Below are 15534 nucleotides of genomic sequence, written 5' to 3'. Positions count from 1 at the left end.
GTCTTTTCGCATTATCCGACGCAAAACCGCTTCGCACTTTTGCTGGAAATGCTCTATATCAGCGGCTGAAACGCACAGCATGCAAGGGATCGCTTTTAAAACGCGGCCTTTTCCTGTAAATGTTGCTTTTAGTAACCGCAATCGAAAGGCCTTGCGGACAATGTTCCAACAATCGCATGATGAAACCTCCTTTATGCTGGACGATGATACGTTGCATGAAGAGTGCGGTGTATTTGGCATTCTTGGCCATGAGGACGCCGCAGCACTGACCGCTCTGGGCTTGCATGCTCTTCAGCATCGCGGACAGGAAGCTGCCGGTATTGTGTCTTATCACAACCGCCGCTTTCATTCTGAACGGCACATGGGACTGGTGGGGGATCACTTCACCGACGCCTCTACGCTGAACCGCTTGCCCGGCGATCGCGCCATCGGTCATGTACGCTATTCCACGACGGGTGAAACAATCCTGCGCAATGTGCAGCCATTGTTCGCGGAGCTGGAAGTCGGTGGCATCGCGATTGCGCATAACGGCAACTTCACCAACGGCATTACCCTGCGCAAGCAGTTGATCGCCTCTGGCGCAATCTTTCAGGCGACATCCGACACTGAAGTCGTGTTGCACATGATTGCGCGTTCGCGTCAGGCCTCGTCGAGCGCTCGCTTTGTCGATGCGATCCGTCAGGTCGAAGGCGGTTACGCAATGCTGGCGCTGACCCGCACCAAGCTGATTGCGGCTCGTGATGCAATCGGCATTCGTCCTCTCGTCATGGGCGAACTCGACGGCAAGCCAATCTTCTGTTCTGAAACCTGTGCACTCGATATCATCGGCGCGAAATATATTCGCGACGTCGAAAACGGCGAAGTCATCATCTGCGAAATCCAGAAAGATGGCTCGATCACCACCGAATGCATCAAGGCAGACAATCCGCAGCCGGAACGCCTTTGCTTGTTCGAATATGTCTATTTTGCACGCCCGGATTCGGTCGTTGGCGGACGCAGTGTCTACGTCGCGCGCAAGAATATGGGCATGAATCTCGCAGCCGAAGCTGGCGTCGAGGCCGATGTGGTTGTGCCCGTACCCGATGGCGGCACGCCTGCCGCACTGGGCTTTGCACAGGCCAGCGGCATTCCATTCGAATACGGCATTATCCGCAATCACTATGTTGGCCGTACTTTTATCGAGCCGACACAACAGATCCGCGCCCTTGGTGTGAAGCTCAAGCATTCAGCCAACCGTGCAATGATCGAAGGCAAGCGCGTCGTTCTGGTGGATGATTCCATTGTGCGCGGCACCACTTCGGTCAAGATCGTGCAGATGATCCGTGATGCGGGTGCGAAGGAAGTGCATATCCGCGTTGCAAGCCCGATGATCTTCCATCCGGACTTCTACGGTATCGATACGCCGGACCGTGAAAAACTGCTGGCAAACCAGCATGACAGCCTTGAATCCATGTGCCGTTATATCGGTGCGGATTCGCTGGCATTCCTTTCGATTGACGGTCTTTACAAGGCCGTCGGCGGACAGCCTCGTGATCCGAAGGCACCCGCCTTCACCGATCACTATTTCACGGGCGAATATCCAACTCGTCTTTTGGATCAGGAAGGCGAAAGCAACGTTCATACGTTGTCCCTGCTCGCCAGCAACGGCTGATCACTCATCTTTCACGCAGGCGGCCCCAAAGGCCGCCTCGCTTTTATTGCAAATCTCATGACTGAAATTGGGGACTGGAATGAGCATCGACCTTACAGGCCGTCTGGCTTTGGTAACGGGCGCATCGCGCGGCATTGGCTATTTTCTTTCACTTGAACTGGCAAAACGCGGCGCACATGTGATTGCTGTTGCGCGCACCGTTGGGGGACTGGAAGAACTCGACGACGAAATTCGCAAGCTTGGCGGCAGCTCTACGCTCGTGCCGCTCGACATTACTGACATGGAAGCAATCGACCGTCTTGGCGGCTCTATTCATGAGCGCTGGGGCAAACTCGATATCATGGTTGCGAATGCGGGTGTTCTTGGTACGATTTCCCCCATCGGCCATGTCGAAGCCAAGACTTTCGAAAAGGTCATGAACGTCAATGTTACCAGCGCATGGCGACTGATCCGCACCACTGACCCGCTGCTGCGCGCATCCGATGCGGGACGTGCAATCCTGCTTTCATCAGGTGTCGCCCATTCCTGCCGCGCATTCTGGGGCCCTTATGCGGCTTCCAAGGCTGCTGTCGAAGTGATGGCGCGCAGCTGGGCAGAAGAAACCAAGCAGATGAAACTCAACGTCAACTCGGTCAATCCGGGCGCAACCCGCACCGCCATGCGTGCACAGGCAATGCCGGGCGAAGACCCCGAAACCCTGCCAACGCCGCAGTCTGTTGCTGAGAAAATCGTCAAGCTTGCCGATCCGGCGCTCGACGTTACAGGTAAGCTGTTTGACGTCCGTCAGGACCGCTTCCTCGATTATCACATGCCATCCTGATTTTTACTTTTCCGGCCTTGTGCAATACCGAGGCCGGGACTATTCTTTTTTAAGTTTCCGCTCGCCGTATCTTTCGGCCTTTTTAAAAGCGGCCTCCCCCACCCGACCAAACTACTCCGTTGCGTGCTACCGCGCGCGCTTTTGTGTATTTTTACAAGGAGGATAGATGTCTCACGACCATCAACATTTCATTATTATCAGCGGCGGGCCTGGATCGGGCAAAAGCACGCTGATTGATGCCCTCGAAAAACACGGCTACTTCCGCATGGTGGAAGCTGGTCGCGCGATCATTCAGGATCAGGTCGCAATTGGCGGCACAGCGCTGCCATGGGCTGACCGCTCCCTCTTTGCCGAACTTATGCTGTCGTGGGAAATGCGCTCGCACAAAGTCGCGCAAACACTTGAAGGTCCGGTCTTTTTTGACCGTGGCGTGCCGGATGTCATCGGTTATTTGCGGCTTTGCGAACTGCCTGTACCGCCGCATATGTATGAAGCCGCTAAAGTGATTCAGTATAACAGAACGGTGTTTCTGGCTCCGCCATGGGCGGAAATTTTCGGGCAGGATGCCGAGCGCAAACAGGACTTCGATGAAGCTCTGCGTACCTTCGAGGCCATGGAGCAGACCTATAGAGAGCTTGGATATGAAATCGCGCTCCTGCCGAAATCATCGGTTCAGGAGCGCGTGCATTTCATCGGCAACTACTTGCAGTCAGACTTCCTCTGACGGCTCACTTTCAAGAGCAGCCTTGCGATCAGCTGCTTCACGACGGTTCCACGCAACCAGACTAAGCGGCAGGAACGCGACATAGGCCAAAGCAGTCAGCGCCAGTGTGTGCCAGGTAAAACTCATCAGGAAAGCCACGTAAATGACGACCATTAGAATGAGCGGCATGACGATATCACGGCGCACCAGACTGCCCGCAGACTTACCATTATAAACCGGAAGACGGCTCACCAGCAGGAAAGCAATCGCAACCGTATAAATTGCGACACCAAAAGCCAGCGCCTTGCCCGGAGTTAGCCCGAGAAAGCCCAGATAGACCGGCAGCAGAACCAACATGGCGCCTGCGGGTGCCGGAACGCCAATGAAGTAATTACTCTGCCAAGGGGGACGATTAGGATCCTCCAGCATCACATTGAAGCGCGCTAAGCGCAGGCAACAGGCAATCGCATAGAGAAGTGCTGCGATCCAGCCGAAAGACCGGGCCTGATCAAGCACATAGACATAGAGAACCAATGCCGGTGCAACGCCAAAATTGACGATATCGGCCAGCGAATCCATCTGCTCGCCGAACTTGGACGAGCCCTTCATCATGCGGGCAACGCGGCCGTCGATACCGTCAAGAAAGGCCGCTATCAGCACCATCGCCACGGCAAGTTCGAAACGATGCTCAAAGGCCAGCCGGATTCCAGTCAGGCCTGCACAAATGGCAAGGACCGTGATGACATTCGGAATTACGATACGCAGAGGTATCTGCGAAAGTCTTGGGCCGCGGGATGAATCCACACGGCCATTAGGCTCGAAGGGTGGGAACGGTGTTTCCATCGGCTTAGGCGATCCGCACCACAGGTTCAACGCGTTCGCTACCGAACTCAGCAAGAACGGTCTCGCCAGCTACAGCAGTCTGGCCGACAGCGACACGAACCGATGCACCGGCTGGAAGATAAACATCAACGCGTGAGCCAAAACGGATCAGGCCGAAGCGCTCACCGACCGAAAGATTATCGCTTTCGCGCGACCAGCAGACGATACGGCGTGCAACCAGACCCGCGATCTGCACAACACCGACTTTACCATTGGCACTATCGATCAAAACGGAATTGCGTTCATTTTCGGTGCTGGCCTTATCGAGTTCAGCATTCAGGAACTTGCCCGGACGATGGAAAATCTTCTCGATGCGGCCACGGACCGGCGCGCGATTGATGTGCACCGAAAACACATTCATGAAAACCGAAACACGCATCAGAGGCTCGGCACCAAGATCCAGTTCCGCAGGCGGGATTGCCGGACCGACAAAAGAAACCTTGCCGTCAGCAGGGCTGATGACGAGATCGTCAGCAATCGGCGTAACCCGCTCCGGGTCACGGTAGAAATAGATGCACCAGATGGTGAGAACGAGACCGATCCAGAACAGCGGGTTCCACAGCCAGCCCAGAATAAGCGAGACCACGAAAAAGCCCGCGATAAACGGATAACCTTCACGATGGATCGGCACGAAAGTGTTACGAATAGTATCAGACAGGCTCATCGCTTTTCCTTCTGGAGCGCAGCATGTCTAACGACGCGTCTTGCGCTCTAGTGATTTTATATGCGCATCGCCTTGCCGAAAATCTCCCCTGATCAACGGCACGATGCGACAGCTTGGCCCGGTTTTAACTCATCCCGTTTAAAATCGAAACGTATTTCGCAATTTATTCACGACTGTCAGGGTTCGTGAAGACACCCTGACAGTCGTCTGGTTACTCAGCCGCAGGAGTACCGCGAATGACCACACCCATATCGTCACTTTCGCGGACCTGACGCAGGCGTTCTTCTGCCTCATCAGCTTCACGCTGACGGTTCCACATCGAAGCGTAGAGGCCATCTTGCTTGAGCAACGCCCGGTGGGTGCCACGCTCGGCAATCAGGCCGTCTTTGAGCACAATGATTTCATCCGCGCCGATTACAGTCGAGAGGCGGTGAGCGATAACAAGTGTTGTGCGGCCACGGCTGACGATATCGAGCGCCGACTGGATTTCCTGTTCTGTCGCCGTATCAAGTGCTGATGTTGCCTCATCGAGAATGAGGATTGGCGGCGCCTTCAGGATCGTGCGGGCGATCGCCACACGCTGCTTTTCGCCACCCGAGAGTTTCAGGCCACGCTCGCCGACCATCGCCTGATAGCCTTCCGGCAGGTGCTTGATGAACCCGGAAATCTGTGCCATTTCGGCAGCCTTTTCCACTTCCTCGTCTATCGCATCCGTGCGTCCGTAGCGAATATTATATGCAATCGTATCGTTAAACAGCACTGTGTCCTGCGGCACCATGCCGATCACTTTACGCAAGCTTTCCTGCGTCACGTCACGCACATCCTGCCCGTCGATTGTGACGGAACCGGACTGAACATCATAAAAGCGGAACAGCAGTCGCGAGATTGTAGACTTGCCTGCACCCGATGGGCCGACAATCGCCACCGTCTTACCCGCTGGCACCTCAAAGCTGATGCCTTTGAGGATTGGGCGGTTGGAGTCATAGGCAAAATGCACATCGTCAAAACGGATTGCAGCCTTGTCGACCTTGAGCGGCTCGGCGCCCGGCTTGTCCTGCACTTCCTGCTGCACATCAAGAAGGTCGAACATCTGCTCGATGTCCGTGAGCCCCTGACGGATTTCGCGATAGATAAAACCGATGAAGTTGAGTGGAATGGAGAGCTGCATCAACATGGCATTGATGAAGACGAAATCGCCGAGCGACTGTGTGCCCGCCTGCACTTCACGTGCCGACATCACCATGACAATCGCCATACCAACGCCGAAAATGACGGCCTGACCGAAGTTCAGCCAGCCAAGTGATGTCCATGTCTTGGTTGCCGCATCTTCATAGCGCGCCATGGACGCATCGAAGCGCTTGGCTTCCATCGTCTCATTGCCGAAATATTTGACGGTTTCAAAATTGAGCAGCGAGTCGATGGCCTTGGTGTTGGCGTCCGTATCAGAATCATTCATCTCGCGACGAATATTAATACGCCAGTCACTCGCCTTGATCGTGAACCACGTATAAGCCCAGACCGTTGCAGCCACGACCAGAAGATAGGAAAAGCCGTAGGCAAAGGCGAAAATCACCGCCGTCAGCGCAAATTCGAGAATAGTTGGCAGCGTGTTGAGGATGGTGAACCGGACAATCGTTTCAATGCCCTTGGTGCCGCGCTCAATTACGCGCGAGAGCCCGCCCGTGCGCCGCTCCAGATGGAAACGCAGCGAGAGCTGATGCATGTGCACGAAGGTCTTGTAGGCAAGCTGGCGCACAGCATATTGGCCGACGCTGGCAAACAGCGCGTCGCGAAGCTGATTCAAACCGGCCTGAATAATCTTGGCCGCATTATAGGCCAGTACCAGCATAACTGCGCCGGTCAGGATAAGCGGAATGTAACCCGGCGCATCAAGCTGACCGTTCAGTGCATTCGTTACCCATTTGAAGAAATAGGGAACGAGGATCAGAACGATCTTCGAGATCACCAAATAGAACGTTGCCCAGACCACACGCATCCGAAGGTCCGGTCGTTCCGTTGGCCACATATAGGGCCAGAGATTTCGCAATGTTTTGAACGTCTCGCCGGAATCGGCAGAAACAGTTTTGGGGGAGCTCATGGTGTTTCTTTCAAATCAGACAGTTGTTTCGCAACAGCCGTTACGAAAGGCTGCGAGATGCGAACGAATGATAGTCAGTTGCTGCCAGTTGACGCTGTAGCGCGAGGTCTGGCGGTCGGGCCGGTAGTCAATGAGGCCCGCTTGTACGAGAACTTTGAGATGCTGCGAGACGGTAGACTGAGCAAGATCGAGACGCCCGACAATGTCCTTGCAGCAGCAGGCATCTTCAAAAATCAGCTGTCGGAGAATGTGAATACGAACGGGATGACCGAGCGCTGCATAAATGCGCGCCGCAAGATCATCATCTACGCCCGGGAAAATATCGGACATCGCTTCTGGAGAAATCTTCATCGTAAATCGACGATATACGATTATACTCAAAAAAGCAATATAACGCAGCGTCCTTTCTAAGGGACACTGCGTTCACAAAACAGATATTGCTGTTTTGCGTCAGTTCGAGGAATCTTGCAGGCGACGCTGCACTTCGTCATCACCCAGCGGCTGCTGTGGCATGACAAAGACCTGCCCAGGCAAAATCAAATCCGGATTACGGATCTGGTCGCGATTGGCGAGATAGATGGTCGTATAGCGTGTGCCCTTACCGTAAGTGCGCTTGGAAATTGTCCAGAGATTATCACCCTTGCGAATAATCACCGAGCCTTCCACCTTCTGCAATGGCACACTCGTGGAGGCATCCTCTGCGCTACCATTCTGGCCGCTTGTTTCGGAAGCTATCGCCGAAACATTCTCACCAGCTTCGCGACGGAAAGGTACGCGCGCGGTCGCAATCACCCGTCCACTGCTATCCATCAGATCGGCACGGATGATATAATCACCGACAGCAAGAGGCTTCTGGCTTTGCACCAGAAAACGACCTTCTGGAGAAATCGCGCTGGCACCAAGCATAATATCATTAGCGTTCACAACAACGCTGCTACCCGCTTTGGAGCCCTTGGCGTTGCCAGCAACGAAAACCTTATCGCCTTCGATTTCCACGGCCTCAATAGCAATCGGCGCATCCGGATCGGGTTTCACCTGAGGCACTTGCTCCGTTGTCGTTGCGCCAGCTTCCGGCGAAGATGTCGCCTGTTGTGCAGGAGCTTCCGGCTTGGTGATCAGGCGACTTGCCTGACCCGGCTCTTCGACAAGAGCCAAAACCTGACCAGTGCTGCTATCTGGCACGGACACAATGGCCGTTTGCGCCGATGTGGCAACGTCGCCACCTGCACCGCCTGCACGCAGCACCAATTGGTGATCGCCCGGCTCAAGCGGCTCATCAAGAACAATAGCGAAATCACCGTTCTCGCCGGCCTTGGTCGTTCCTAATACCTTTGAGCCAGAAATGACTTCGACAGCGGCATTGGCCGCAGCCTGACCTGCAATTACGACGGAGCCATCAGGTTCGACACGCAAAATATCGAACGCTGGCACCTTGGCCTCTTTAGGCGCTTCTGGGGTGGCCGGTTCCGGCATCACTTCGGCAGGTTTCTGCTGCTCCTGCACAGCCGCAGGCGCTTGCGCTTCGGCTGGCTTTTGCGCGTTGCCCGCTTCGGGAGCCGTTGCTACCACGTCTGAACCCGACGATGCGCCCTGCTCCTTTACAGAATTCCAATAATATGCGCCCCCGCCTAGAACGAGGACGAGAAGAACACCGATAACCCCATATCTGTAGTTTTGCATTTCGGCCCGGAACCCACATGAGATAAATTAATCAATGGGTTTACCGCCTTTTGCTTTGGCCTACAAGAAATCAGAGCAGAATTACGCAAGTTATGAGGCGTTTATTGCAGAAAAATTACTGTTCAACACAGCTGATTGGCTTTTCCTGCTCAGGATCGTCCATCAGATTATACAAATCTGCAGTTTCACCCTTGGTCCACCAAATGTAAATGCCACCTGCATATTTGGCACCGGAGCCGGAAATTACGTTGGCAGCCACCACTGTCTGGTCTTCCATTTCCAGCTCAGCGAGAGAAATATCGCCAGCATTATAGTAAGTGGCAGAGACATTCTTATCGCCGCAAGTGTAGAGGACGGAGTTGGTCGTCACCTCGATATCGTCGGGCAACGTGATGTTGATTTCACCTGCCGACGCGCTGGAAGCCGCCAGCGAAAGACCAAGCAATAGAATCCATTTGCTCATGAACAACTCAACTCCCTGTCAAAATTCCACCTCTCAAGAGATATAGTTATGCTCGAAAATGTCCAGCTAGAGCATTTCCGGTTTAAATGGAATCATTCGAAATGCTCTAGCTTTTTGTTTTTACACATGTCTCCCAAAACCGGTTTCCACTTTTGGGAGACATACTCTAAACCGACCAATTCACCACGCCAAAGCTTGACGCTGAAACGGCAAAAGCGCACAAGAAAATCATGTCTGAGATTCGATCCATTTGTGTTTATTGCGGCTCTTCAACGGGCCTGAACCCCATCTATCGCGAAGCGGGTGTTACGCTCGGCCGGTCCATTGCTGAACATGGCCTGCGCCTTGTTTATGGTGGCGGCACGCGCGGCATCATGGGCGCGGTTGCGCAAGGCGTTATGGAAGCTGGCGGCGAAGTCACCGGCATCATCCCGACCTTCCTGCTCAACAAGGAAGCAAGCCTTGAAAAAGCGCAGGAGCTGACCGAGCTTATCGTGGTAGGCGACATGCACGAGCGCAAGCATCTGATGTTCCAGAAGTCGGACGCGTTTGTCACCCTTCCCGGCGGCATCGGCACGGTTGAAGAAATCGTGGAAATGATGACCTGGGCGCAGCTCGGCAAGCATCGCAAGCCGATGGTTTTCGCAAACATCAACAATTTCTGGCAGCCTATGCTCTCGCTTCTTGAGCACATGACGGCGGAAGGTTTCCTGCACACCGCGTATCAGGTGAAGCCTCTGGTTATCGACAAGGCGGAAGACATCGTTCCCGCCATCATCGCCGCCAATGGCAAGGCACATGAAGGCGACCAGAAGATCATCGAAAAGATGTGATTGCGGCTTTCGCCCAAAACATATGACCGAATTACAGGGGCGGAGCGATCCGCCCTTAATTTTATCCGGGAGGGGTTGATGAAGACGATCGGGCTGATAGGCGGGATGAGCTGGGAAAGCTCGCAGGAATATTATCGCATCATCAATCAGGAAATCCGCGCACGGCTCGGCGGCACACATTCAGCCAAGAGTCTGATGTGGTCGATGGATTTTGGTGAAATCGAGCAGCTTCAGCATGAAGGCAAATGGGACGCGCTGACCAAGCTTATGATCGAGGCGGCGCAGAACCTTGAAAAGGGCGGCGCAGATTTCATCCTGATCTGCACCAACACCATGCATAAAATGGCTGCTGACGTCGAAAACGCCACATCGATCCCGCTTGTGCATATCGCCGACCCGACGGCGGAGAAGATCAAGGCCGCAGGCTTGTCCAAAGTCGGATTGCTTGGCACTGCTTTCACAATGGAGCAGGATTTCTACAAAGGTCGCCTCGTTTCAAAACACGGACTTGAAGTCCTTGTGCCTGACGATGCCGACCGCAAAACCGTGCATGACATCATCTATCAGGAACTGGTGGTGGGCGATGTGCGCGATGCATCACGCGAAAAATACCGCGCTGTCATCAATCGTCTGGTTGAGCGCGGGGCTAGAGCCATCATTCTCGGCTGCACCGAAATCATGCTGCTTGTCAGTCAGCAGGATAGCCCCGTGCCGGTGTTTGACACTACAAGGTTGCATGCAGAGGCGGCGGTAAATGCCGCTCTTTCCCCAAAATCCTGAGAAAGCCTCTCCATTTCCTCTATAGAAACGGCTTATTCTTCCTAAACTTCAACGCCATTCGCTTGCGTCGCGCGGGTGGTCATGCGTATATTCAACCATATGGTTGACTATTTTTAACAATGCAGTATATTCAACCTCACGGGTGAATAATGAACGATGATGCTCTGTCACATATTCTCAAAGCTGTGGGGGATGTTACCCGACGGCATATCTTGACGCTTCTCGTTCAGGAGGGTGCGTCAAGAGTGACTGCACTCGCCGCTCATTTCGACATGTCGCTCAACTCGGTCTCCAAACACATCAAGGTGCTGGAGGAGGCAGGGTTGGTCACCCGCAAGACTTTAGGACGCGAACATTTCATTGCCGCCGAACTTGAGCCCGTGCGGGAAGTGGAAGCATGGTTCGCGGAACTCAAGTCTGTCTGGGAACTGCGCCTAATGGCGCTGGAAGATGTACTCGTTTCGAAGGAACAGGAAAATGAGTGAGCTTGAACTGACAGTCAATCACAGGATCGCCGCTCCCCGGGAGAAAGTTTTCGACGCATGGCTCTCGCCCATGACGCTCGCGAAATTCATGCGTGCATCAAGCGACAGCACCGGACCGTCCGATGTCAGCACGGATGCTGTGAAAGGCGGACGCTTTTCCATCATCATGCACATGGTCGACCGCGACGTGCCGCATTCGGGCACTTATCTGGAAATCGATCCACATTCACGCTTGGCATTTACATGGAATTCGCCCCATTCGCTGGACGACAGCGTGGTGACGATAGACCTCAAGGAGGTCGACGCGAATACCACCGACATTACGCTGAAACAGGTCAAATTCCGCAGCCCTGAAGCGCGAGACGGCCACATCAAGGGCTGGACCACCATTCTGACGAACTTTGACGGACTGGCCAACTGACACCGCCGATAGAAATAGAAAAGCCGGGCTCAATCGCCCGGCTTTTATCCAACTTTACTTTTTCACCAGCATCACTACCGCTTCTACATGCGATGACCAGAGGAACTGGTCAATCGGCGTGACGCGGGTGATGCGGTAGCCGCCTTTCACCAGAATGGCGAGGTCACGGGCGAGTGTTACGGGGTTGCACGAGATCGCGACAATCTTCTCCACCTTGGATTTTGCCAGCTCAAGCGCCTGTTCTTCGGCACCCGCACGTGGCGGATCAAAGACAACCGCATTGTAAGGCAGCAATTCCTTTGGCATCAGCGGACGACGGAACAGATCACGCCGTTCGACCGAAACGGGCTTAAGCCCCTGCACGTGGCGCACGCCGCGATCAAGGGCAGCAAGTGCCGGTGCGTCGTTTTCAATCGCGTGGACCGCACTCTTTTCAGCAATGCGCAGTGCAAATGTACCAACACCGCAGAAGAGGTCTGCAACGCGTTTTGCTTTGCCAAGATGTGAAAGGACGAGCGACACCATCACTTCTTCTGCGTCGGCGGTTGCCTGCAGGAAGCAACCCGGTGGAACCGGAACCGGCACTTTGCCGAAATGAATGATCGGCTTTTTCGGCTCCACGATGATTTCGCCTTCATGCGAAAGGCGCGCAAAGCCCTTTTTCATAATGAGCGCAGTCAGTGCGCGGCGCTGCTCGTCGCTCAGCTTGCCGCAGCCGCTTGCTGCCAGATCAAGTCCTGATGCCGTAACCGTTGCAGCCAGTTTAAACGGCTTGGAACCAGGAGCAATCAGTGCCCCCACTTCGCGCAGATCATCAAGCCGTGCAATAATTTCAGGCACGGTGACAGCGCATTCAACGATATCGATAATCTCATGGCTCTGGTGGCGGTTGAAGCCTAACAGCACGCCTTTTTCCGTTTTGCGGGCAGCAAAGGTCGCACGGCGTCGCGAGCGCGGCTGACAGGCGACCAGCGGATCCACGTCAACATCGAGCCCTTTGCTTTTAAGCGCTGAAACGACCAGCTCACGCTTCCACAATCGATAGGGCTCATCCTGCCAATGCTGCAACGCACAGCCGCCGCAATCTTCAAAATGCTGGCAAGCCGGATCCTGCCGTTCAGGCGACGTTTCGAGAAGCGCCATAACCGTCGCACGGTTCTTGTCGCGCGCAACATTGGCCACCTCACCCGGCAGTGTGAAAGGCACATAAATCTGGCCATCGGGAAGATTGGCGACGCCATCGCCGCCCGCACCTATCGAGCGGATTGTAATTTGCGTCGTCATTAGTCCTTCTTTCCTGCCAATAAATATTCACGATTGCCGTCACTGCCCTCAATGGGTGACGGGCAGAGGCCGAGCGCGCGCCAACCGGGTTGCGTCTCAAGCCATGATCTTAGTTCTTCTGCTATGCGTTCGCCATCTGCCGGGTCGCGCAAAATGCCACCCTTGCCAATGGCCTCGCGGCCAGCTTCAAATTGCGGCTTTACGAGAAGCGCGCAGATAGCACCTTTTTGCGCAAAGGCCAATGCCGGGGGCAAAGCGAGTTTCAGCGAAATGAAACTGACATCTGACACCACGCAATCGATTTCACGTCCATCAAGGTGGCTGAAATCCAGCGCACGCGCATTGACACCTTCCTTGTTGATGACGCGAGCATCCTTGCGCAGGGTCTCATGCAACTGGTCGTGCCCCACATCAATAGCGATGACGTGGTTGGCACCGCGTTCCAGAAGCACCTGCGTAAAGCCGCCGGTCGATGCGCCAATATCAAGGGCAGTCTGCCCCTTCACATCAAGACCAAAGTGATCGAGCGCTGCTATGAGCTTTAGTGCCCCGCGAGAAACATAGGCGCTTGCCGGATCATCCACGGCGATCTTTGCCGTACGCAGAACCGTTTGGCCCGCCTTGGTGACGGGCTTGCCATCCACCGTGACCGTGCCGCGCTGGATCGCATCGCGCGCACGTGAGCGCGTCGCAGACAGCCCAAGTTCGACCAGCAACTGATCAAGCCGCAAGCTCTTATCGGACGAAATATCAGGCACGGAAGGACGCGGTTATTGCTTCACGCCCCAAGGCGGCAAAGACGGTGTGTACGATGCCTGCCCGGTCGAGACCGGCATTGGCATACATGACTTCCGGCTTGGCATGATCCTGATAGATGTCGGGCAATGTCAGCACGCGAACCTTGAGGCCACGATCCAGCAGACCATCGGTTGCAAGAAATTGCAGGACATGGGCGGCAAAGCCACCGACAGCGCCTTCCTCAACAGTCACCAGCACTTCATGTTCGCGCGCGAGACGACGGATGAGGTCATGGTCCAGCGGCTTGGCAAAACGCGCATCAGCAACGGTTGTAGAAAGCCCTGCGGCACCCAGCTCATCAGCAGCGCTCAGGCATTCCTGCAGGCGCGTTCCGAAGGAAAGCAGTGCAACCTTGGTGCCTTCACGCACAATGCGGCCCTTGCCGATTTCAAGTGCCGTGCCGCGTTCCGGCAATTCGACGCCGACACCATCGCCACGCGGATAGCGGAAAGAGATCGGACCTTCATCGTAGTCTGCAGCCGTGCGCACCATATGACGCAGTTCGGCTTCGTCCGATGCAGCCATCACCACGAAACCCGGTAACGCTGCGAGAAAGCCTGTGTCGAATGAACCCGCATGGGTCGGGCCATCTGCGCCCACCAGTCCGGCACGGTCGATAGGAAAACGTACCGGCAGATTCTGGATCGATACGTCATGCACGACCTGATCATAGCCGCGCTGAAGGAAGGTCGAGTAAATGGCGCAGAACGGCTTATAGCCTTCCGAGGCCAGACCGGCAGCAAAAGTGACGGCGTGCTGCTCGGCAATGCCGACATCAAACGTGCGGTTGGGGAAGACTTCGCCAAATAGGTCAAGGCCCGTCCCTGTTGGCATTGCAGCCGTGATCGCCACGATCTTGTCGTCGTGACGCGCTTCTTCGATCAGGCTCGTGCCGAAAATCTTGGTGTAGCTCGGCGCATTTGCAGGTGGCTTCGACTGCTTGCCGGTAATCACATCGAACTTGTTGACGCCGTGATATTTGTCGGCGGCAGCTTCGGCGGGCGCATAGCCCTTGCCCTTTTGCGTGACCACATGGATCAGCACAGGGCCTTCCTGTGCGTCGCGAACATTTTTCAGGATCGGCAGCAGATGGTCGAGATTGTGCCCGTCGATAGGGCCGACATAATAAAAGCCCAACTCTTCAAACATCGTCCCGCCAGTGAAGAAGGCACGTGTGAACTCTTCCGATTTACGGGCTTTATCCTGCAAAAATTTCGGCAGTTTCTTGGCAACCTGCTTGGCAGCTTCACGCACGCTGCGATAGGTCTTGCCGGAAACAAGGCGTGCCAGATAAGCGCTCATCGCACCGGTCGGTGGCGCAATCGACATGTCGTTGTCGTTGAGGATGACGATGAGGCGCGCATCGAGCGCACCGGCATTGTTCATCGCTTCGTAAGCCATGCCCGCCGACATGGAGCCGTCGCCAATGACGGCGATCACATTGCGCTTTTCTCCAGAGAGATCGGAGGCGACCGCCATGCCGAGGCCAGCGGAAATCGATGTCGATGAATGCGCAGCACCAAATGGATCATATTCGCTTTCAGCGCGTTTGGTGAAGCCGGAAAGCCCGCCTTCCTGACGCAATGTGCGAATACGATCACGGCGACCAGTCAGAATCTTGTGCGGATATGTCTGATGTCCGACGTCCCAGATGATGCGGTCATGCGGCGTGTCGAAGACGTGATGCAACGCGACCGTAAGTTCAACCACACCCAAACCTGCGCCCAGATGCCCACCTGTTGTGGAGACGGCATCGATCATCTCGGCGCGCAATTCCTGCGCAAGCTGCGGCAGATCTGCCTCCGGCAATGCACGCAAAGCGTCCGGCGTCGGCGCTTTATCGAGCAATGGGGTTATGGGTCGGGACATTGAAACAACCTGCTTCTGGTTCGATTTTGATTTGTCGGTATAGCAGCATCCTGCTCAGATCAAGCAGGCCAAAGCTTACATTACGCATAACGAGACATCGTGT

16 protein-coding genes are annotated in these 15534 nt (G+C 54.9%); 7 read left to right on the top strand and 9 right to left on the bottom strand.

Features of this window, described 5'->3' with window-relative positions; genetic code table 11:
* The first annotated feature begins 160 nt into the window (after nucleotides 1-160).
* From purF to C9380_RS03235, 3 genes are all read left to right on the top strand, one after another.
* Nucleotides 161-1651 (top strand): amidophosphoribosyltransferase, encoded by a 1491-nt coding sequence (gene purF, locus C9380_RS03245; protein WP_024896172.1) that lies wholly within the window; start codon nucleotides 161-163, stop codon nucleotides 1649-1651.
* 79 nt (nucleotides 1652-1730) lie between these two features.
* A complete protein-coding gene (locus C9380_RS03240) occupies nucleotides 1731-2471 on the top strand; it encodes an SDR family NAD(P)-dependent oxidoreductase (protein ID WP_128092981.1) in 741 nt (246 codons plus the stop codon).
* 166 nt (nucleotides 2472-2637) lie between these two features.
* A complete protein-coding gene (locus C9380_RS03235; RefSeq protein ID WP_128092980.1) occupies nucleotides 2638-3195 on the top strand; it encodes an AAA family ATPase in 558 nt (185 codons plus the stop codon).
* Here C9380_RS03235 and pssA read toward each other — a convergent pair.
* The 6 genes from pssA to C9380_RS03205 form a co-directional block, all read right to left on the bottom strand.
* The gene (pssA, locus tag C9380_RS03230) at nucleotides 3181-4017 is read right to left on the bottom strand and encodes a CDP-diacylglycerol--serine O-phosphatidyltransferase (RefSeq protein WP_024896169.1); all 837 of its coding nucleotides are present in this window, start codon (nucleotides 4015-4017) and stop codon (nucleotides 3181-3183) included. The two genes, C9380_RS03235 and pssA, sit on opposite strands and share 15 nt — an antisense overlap.
* Nucleotides 4018-4021: 4 nt before the next feature.
* Nucleotides 4022-4720 carry a phosphatidylserine decarboxylase gene (locus C9380_RS03225; RefSeq protein WP_024896168.1) on the bottom strand — a complete coding sequence of 233 codons (699 nt, stop codon included), beginning with the start codon at nucleotides 4718-4720 and terminating at the stop codon, nucleotides 4022-4024.
* A gap of 211 nt (nucleotides 4721-4931) precedes the next feature.
* Nucleotides 4932-6818 (bottom strand): ABCB family ABC transporter ATP-binding protein/permease, encoded by a 1887-nt coding sequence (locus C9380_RS03220; protein WP_128092979.1) that lies wholly within the window; start codon nucleotides 6816-6818, stop codon nucleotides 4932-4934.
* A 15-nt stretch (nucleotides 6819-6833) separates the two neighbouring features.
* Nucleotides 6834-7169: an ArsR/SmtB family transcription factor gene (locus tag C9380_RS03215; protein ID WP_105705322.1), complete on the bottom strand. Its 336-nt coding sequence runs from the start codon at nucleotides 7167-7169 to the stop codon at nucleotides 6834-6836.
* 99 nt (nucleotides 7170-7268) lie between these two features.
* Nucleotides 7269-8498, bottom strand: a complete 1230-nt coding sequence (locus tag C9380_RS03210) for a LysM peptidoglycan-binding domain-containing protein (protein ID WP_105705324.1) — start codon at nucleotides 8496-8498, stop codon at nucleotides 7269-7271.
* 115 nt (nucleotides 8499-8613) lie between these two features.
* Nucleotides 8614-8961 carry an MliC family protein gene (locus C9380_RS03205; protein ID WP_024896164.1) on the bottom strand — a complete coding sequence of 116 codons (348 nt, stop codon included), beginning with the start codon at nucleotides 8959-8961 and terminating at the stop codon, nucleotides 8614-8616.
* A gap of 230 nt (nucleotides 8962-9191) precedes the next feature.
* Between C9380_RS03205 and C9380_RS03200 the strand changes: the two genes are divergently transcribed.
* The 4 genes from C9380_RS03200 to C9380_RS03185 all read left to right on the top strand — a co-directional run bounded on the left by C9380_RS03200 (nucleotide 9192) and on the right by C9380_RS03185 (nucleotide 11480).
* On the top strand, nucleotides 9192-9794 hold the full coding sequence (locus C9380_RS03200) for an LOG family protein (RefSeq protein ID WP_105705326.1): 603 nt from the start codon (nucleotides 9192-9194) through the stop codon (nucleotides 9792-9794).
* Nucleotides 9795-9872: 78 nt separating this feature from the next.
* Nucleotides 9873-10574 carry an aspartate/glutamate racemase family protein gene (locus C9380_RS03195; RefSeq protein WP_105705327.1) on the top strand — a complete coding sequence of 234 codons (702 nt, stop codon included), beginning with the start codon at nucleotides 9873-9875 and terminating at the stop codon, nucleotides 10572-10574.
* 149 nt (nucleotides 10575-10723) lie between these two features.
* Complete coding sequence (locus C9380_RS03190) at nucleotides 10724-11059, top strand: ArsR/SmtB family transcription factor (protein ID WP_024896162.1); 336 nt, start codon at nucleotides 10724-10726, stop codon at nucleotides 11057-11059.
* Nucleotides 11052-11480, top strand: coding sequence for an SRPBCC family protein (locus C9380_RS03185; protein ID WP_024896161.1), 429 nt, complete (start codon nucleotides 11052-11054; stop codon nucleotides 11478-11480). Before C9380_RS03190 ends, C9380_RS03185 begins: the two co-directional genes overlap by 8 nt.
* Before the next feature lie 54 nt (nucleotides 11481-11534).
* Here the strand turns inward: C9380_RS03185 and C9380_RS03180 are convergent, their stop codons facing one another.
* The 3 genes from C9380_RS03180 to dxs are packed head-to-tail and all read right to left on the bottom strand — an operon-like array spanning nucleotide 11535 to nucleotide 15431.
* Nucleotides 11535-12764: a class I SAM-dependent RNA methyltransferase gene (locus C9380_RS03180; RefSeq protein WP_128092978.1), complete on the bottom strand. Its 1230-nt coding sequence runs from the start codon at nucleotides 12762-12764 to the stop codon at nucleotides 11535-11537.
* Nucleotides 12764-13522, bottom strand: a complete 759-nt coding sequence (locus C9380_RS03175; RefSeq protein ID WP_128092977.1) for a TlyA family RNA methyltransferase — start codon at nucleotides 13520-13522, stop codon at nucleotides 12764-12766. The genes C9380_RS03180 and C9380_RS03175 overlap by 1 nt, the downstream gene beginning before the upstream one ends.
* Nucleotides 13515-15431: a 1-deoxy-D-xylulose-5-phosphate synthase gene (gene dxs, locus C9380_RS03170; protein ID WP_128092976.1), complete on the bottom strand. Its 1917-nt coding sequence runs from the start codon at nucleotides 15429-15431 to the stop codon at nucleotides 13515-13517. The genes C9380_RS03175 and dxs overlap by 8 nt, the downstream gene beginning before the upstream one ends.
* Nucleotides 15432-15534: the final 103 nt, after the last annotated feature.

Origin of the sequence: Brucella pituitosa, assembly GCF_003049685.1 — a bacterium.
In the GTDB taxonomy this organism is placed as follows: domain Bacteria; phylum Pseudomonadota; class Alphaproteobacteria; order Rhizobiales; family Rhizobiaceae; genus Brucella; species Brucella pituitosa.
This window is presented reverse-complemented; position numbering and strand designations above follow the sequence as displayed.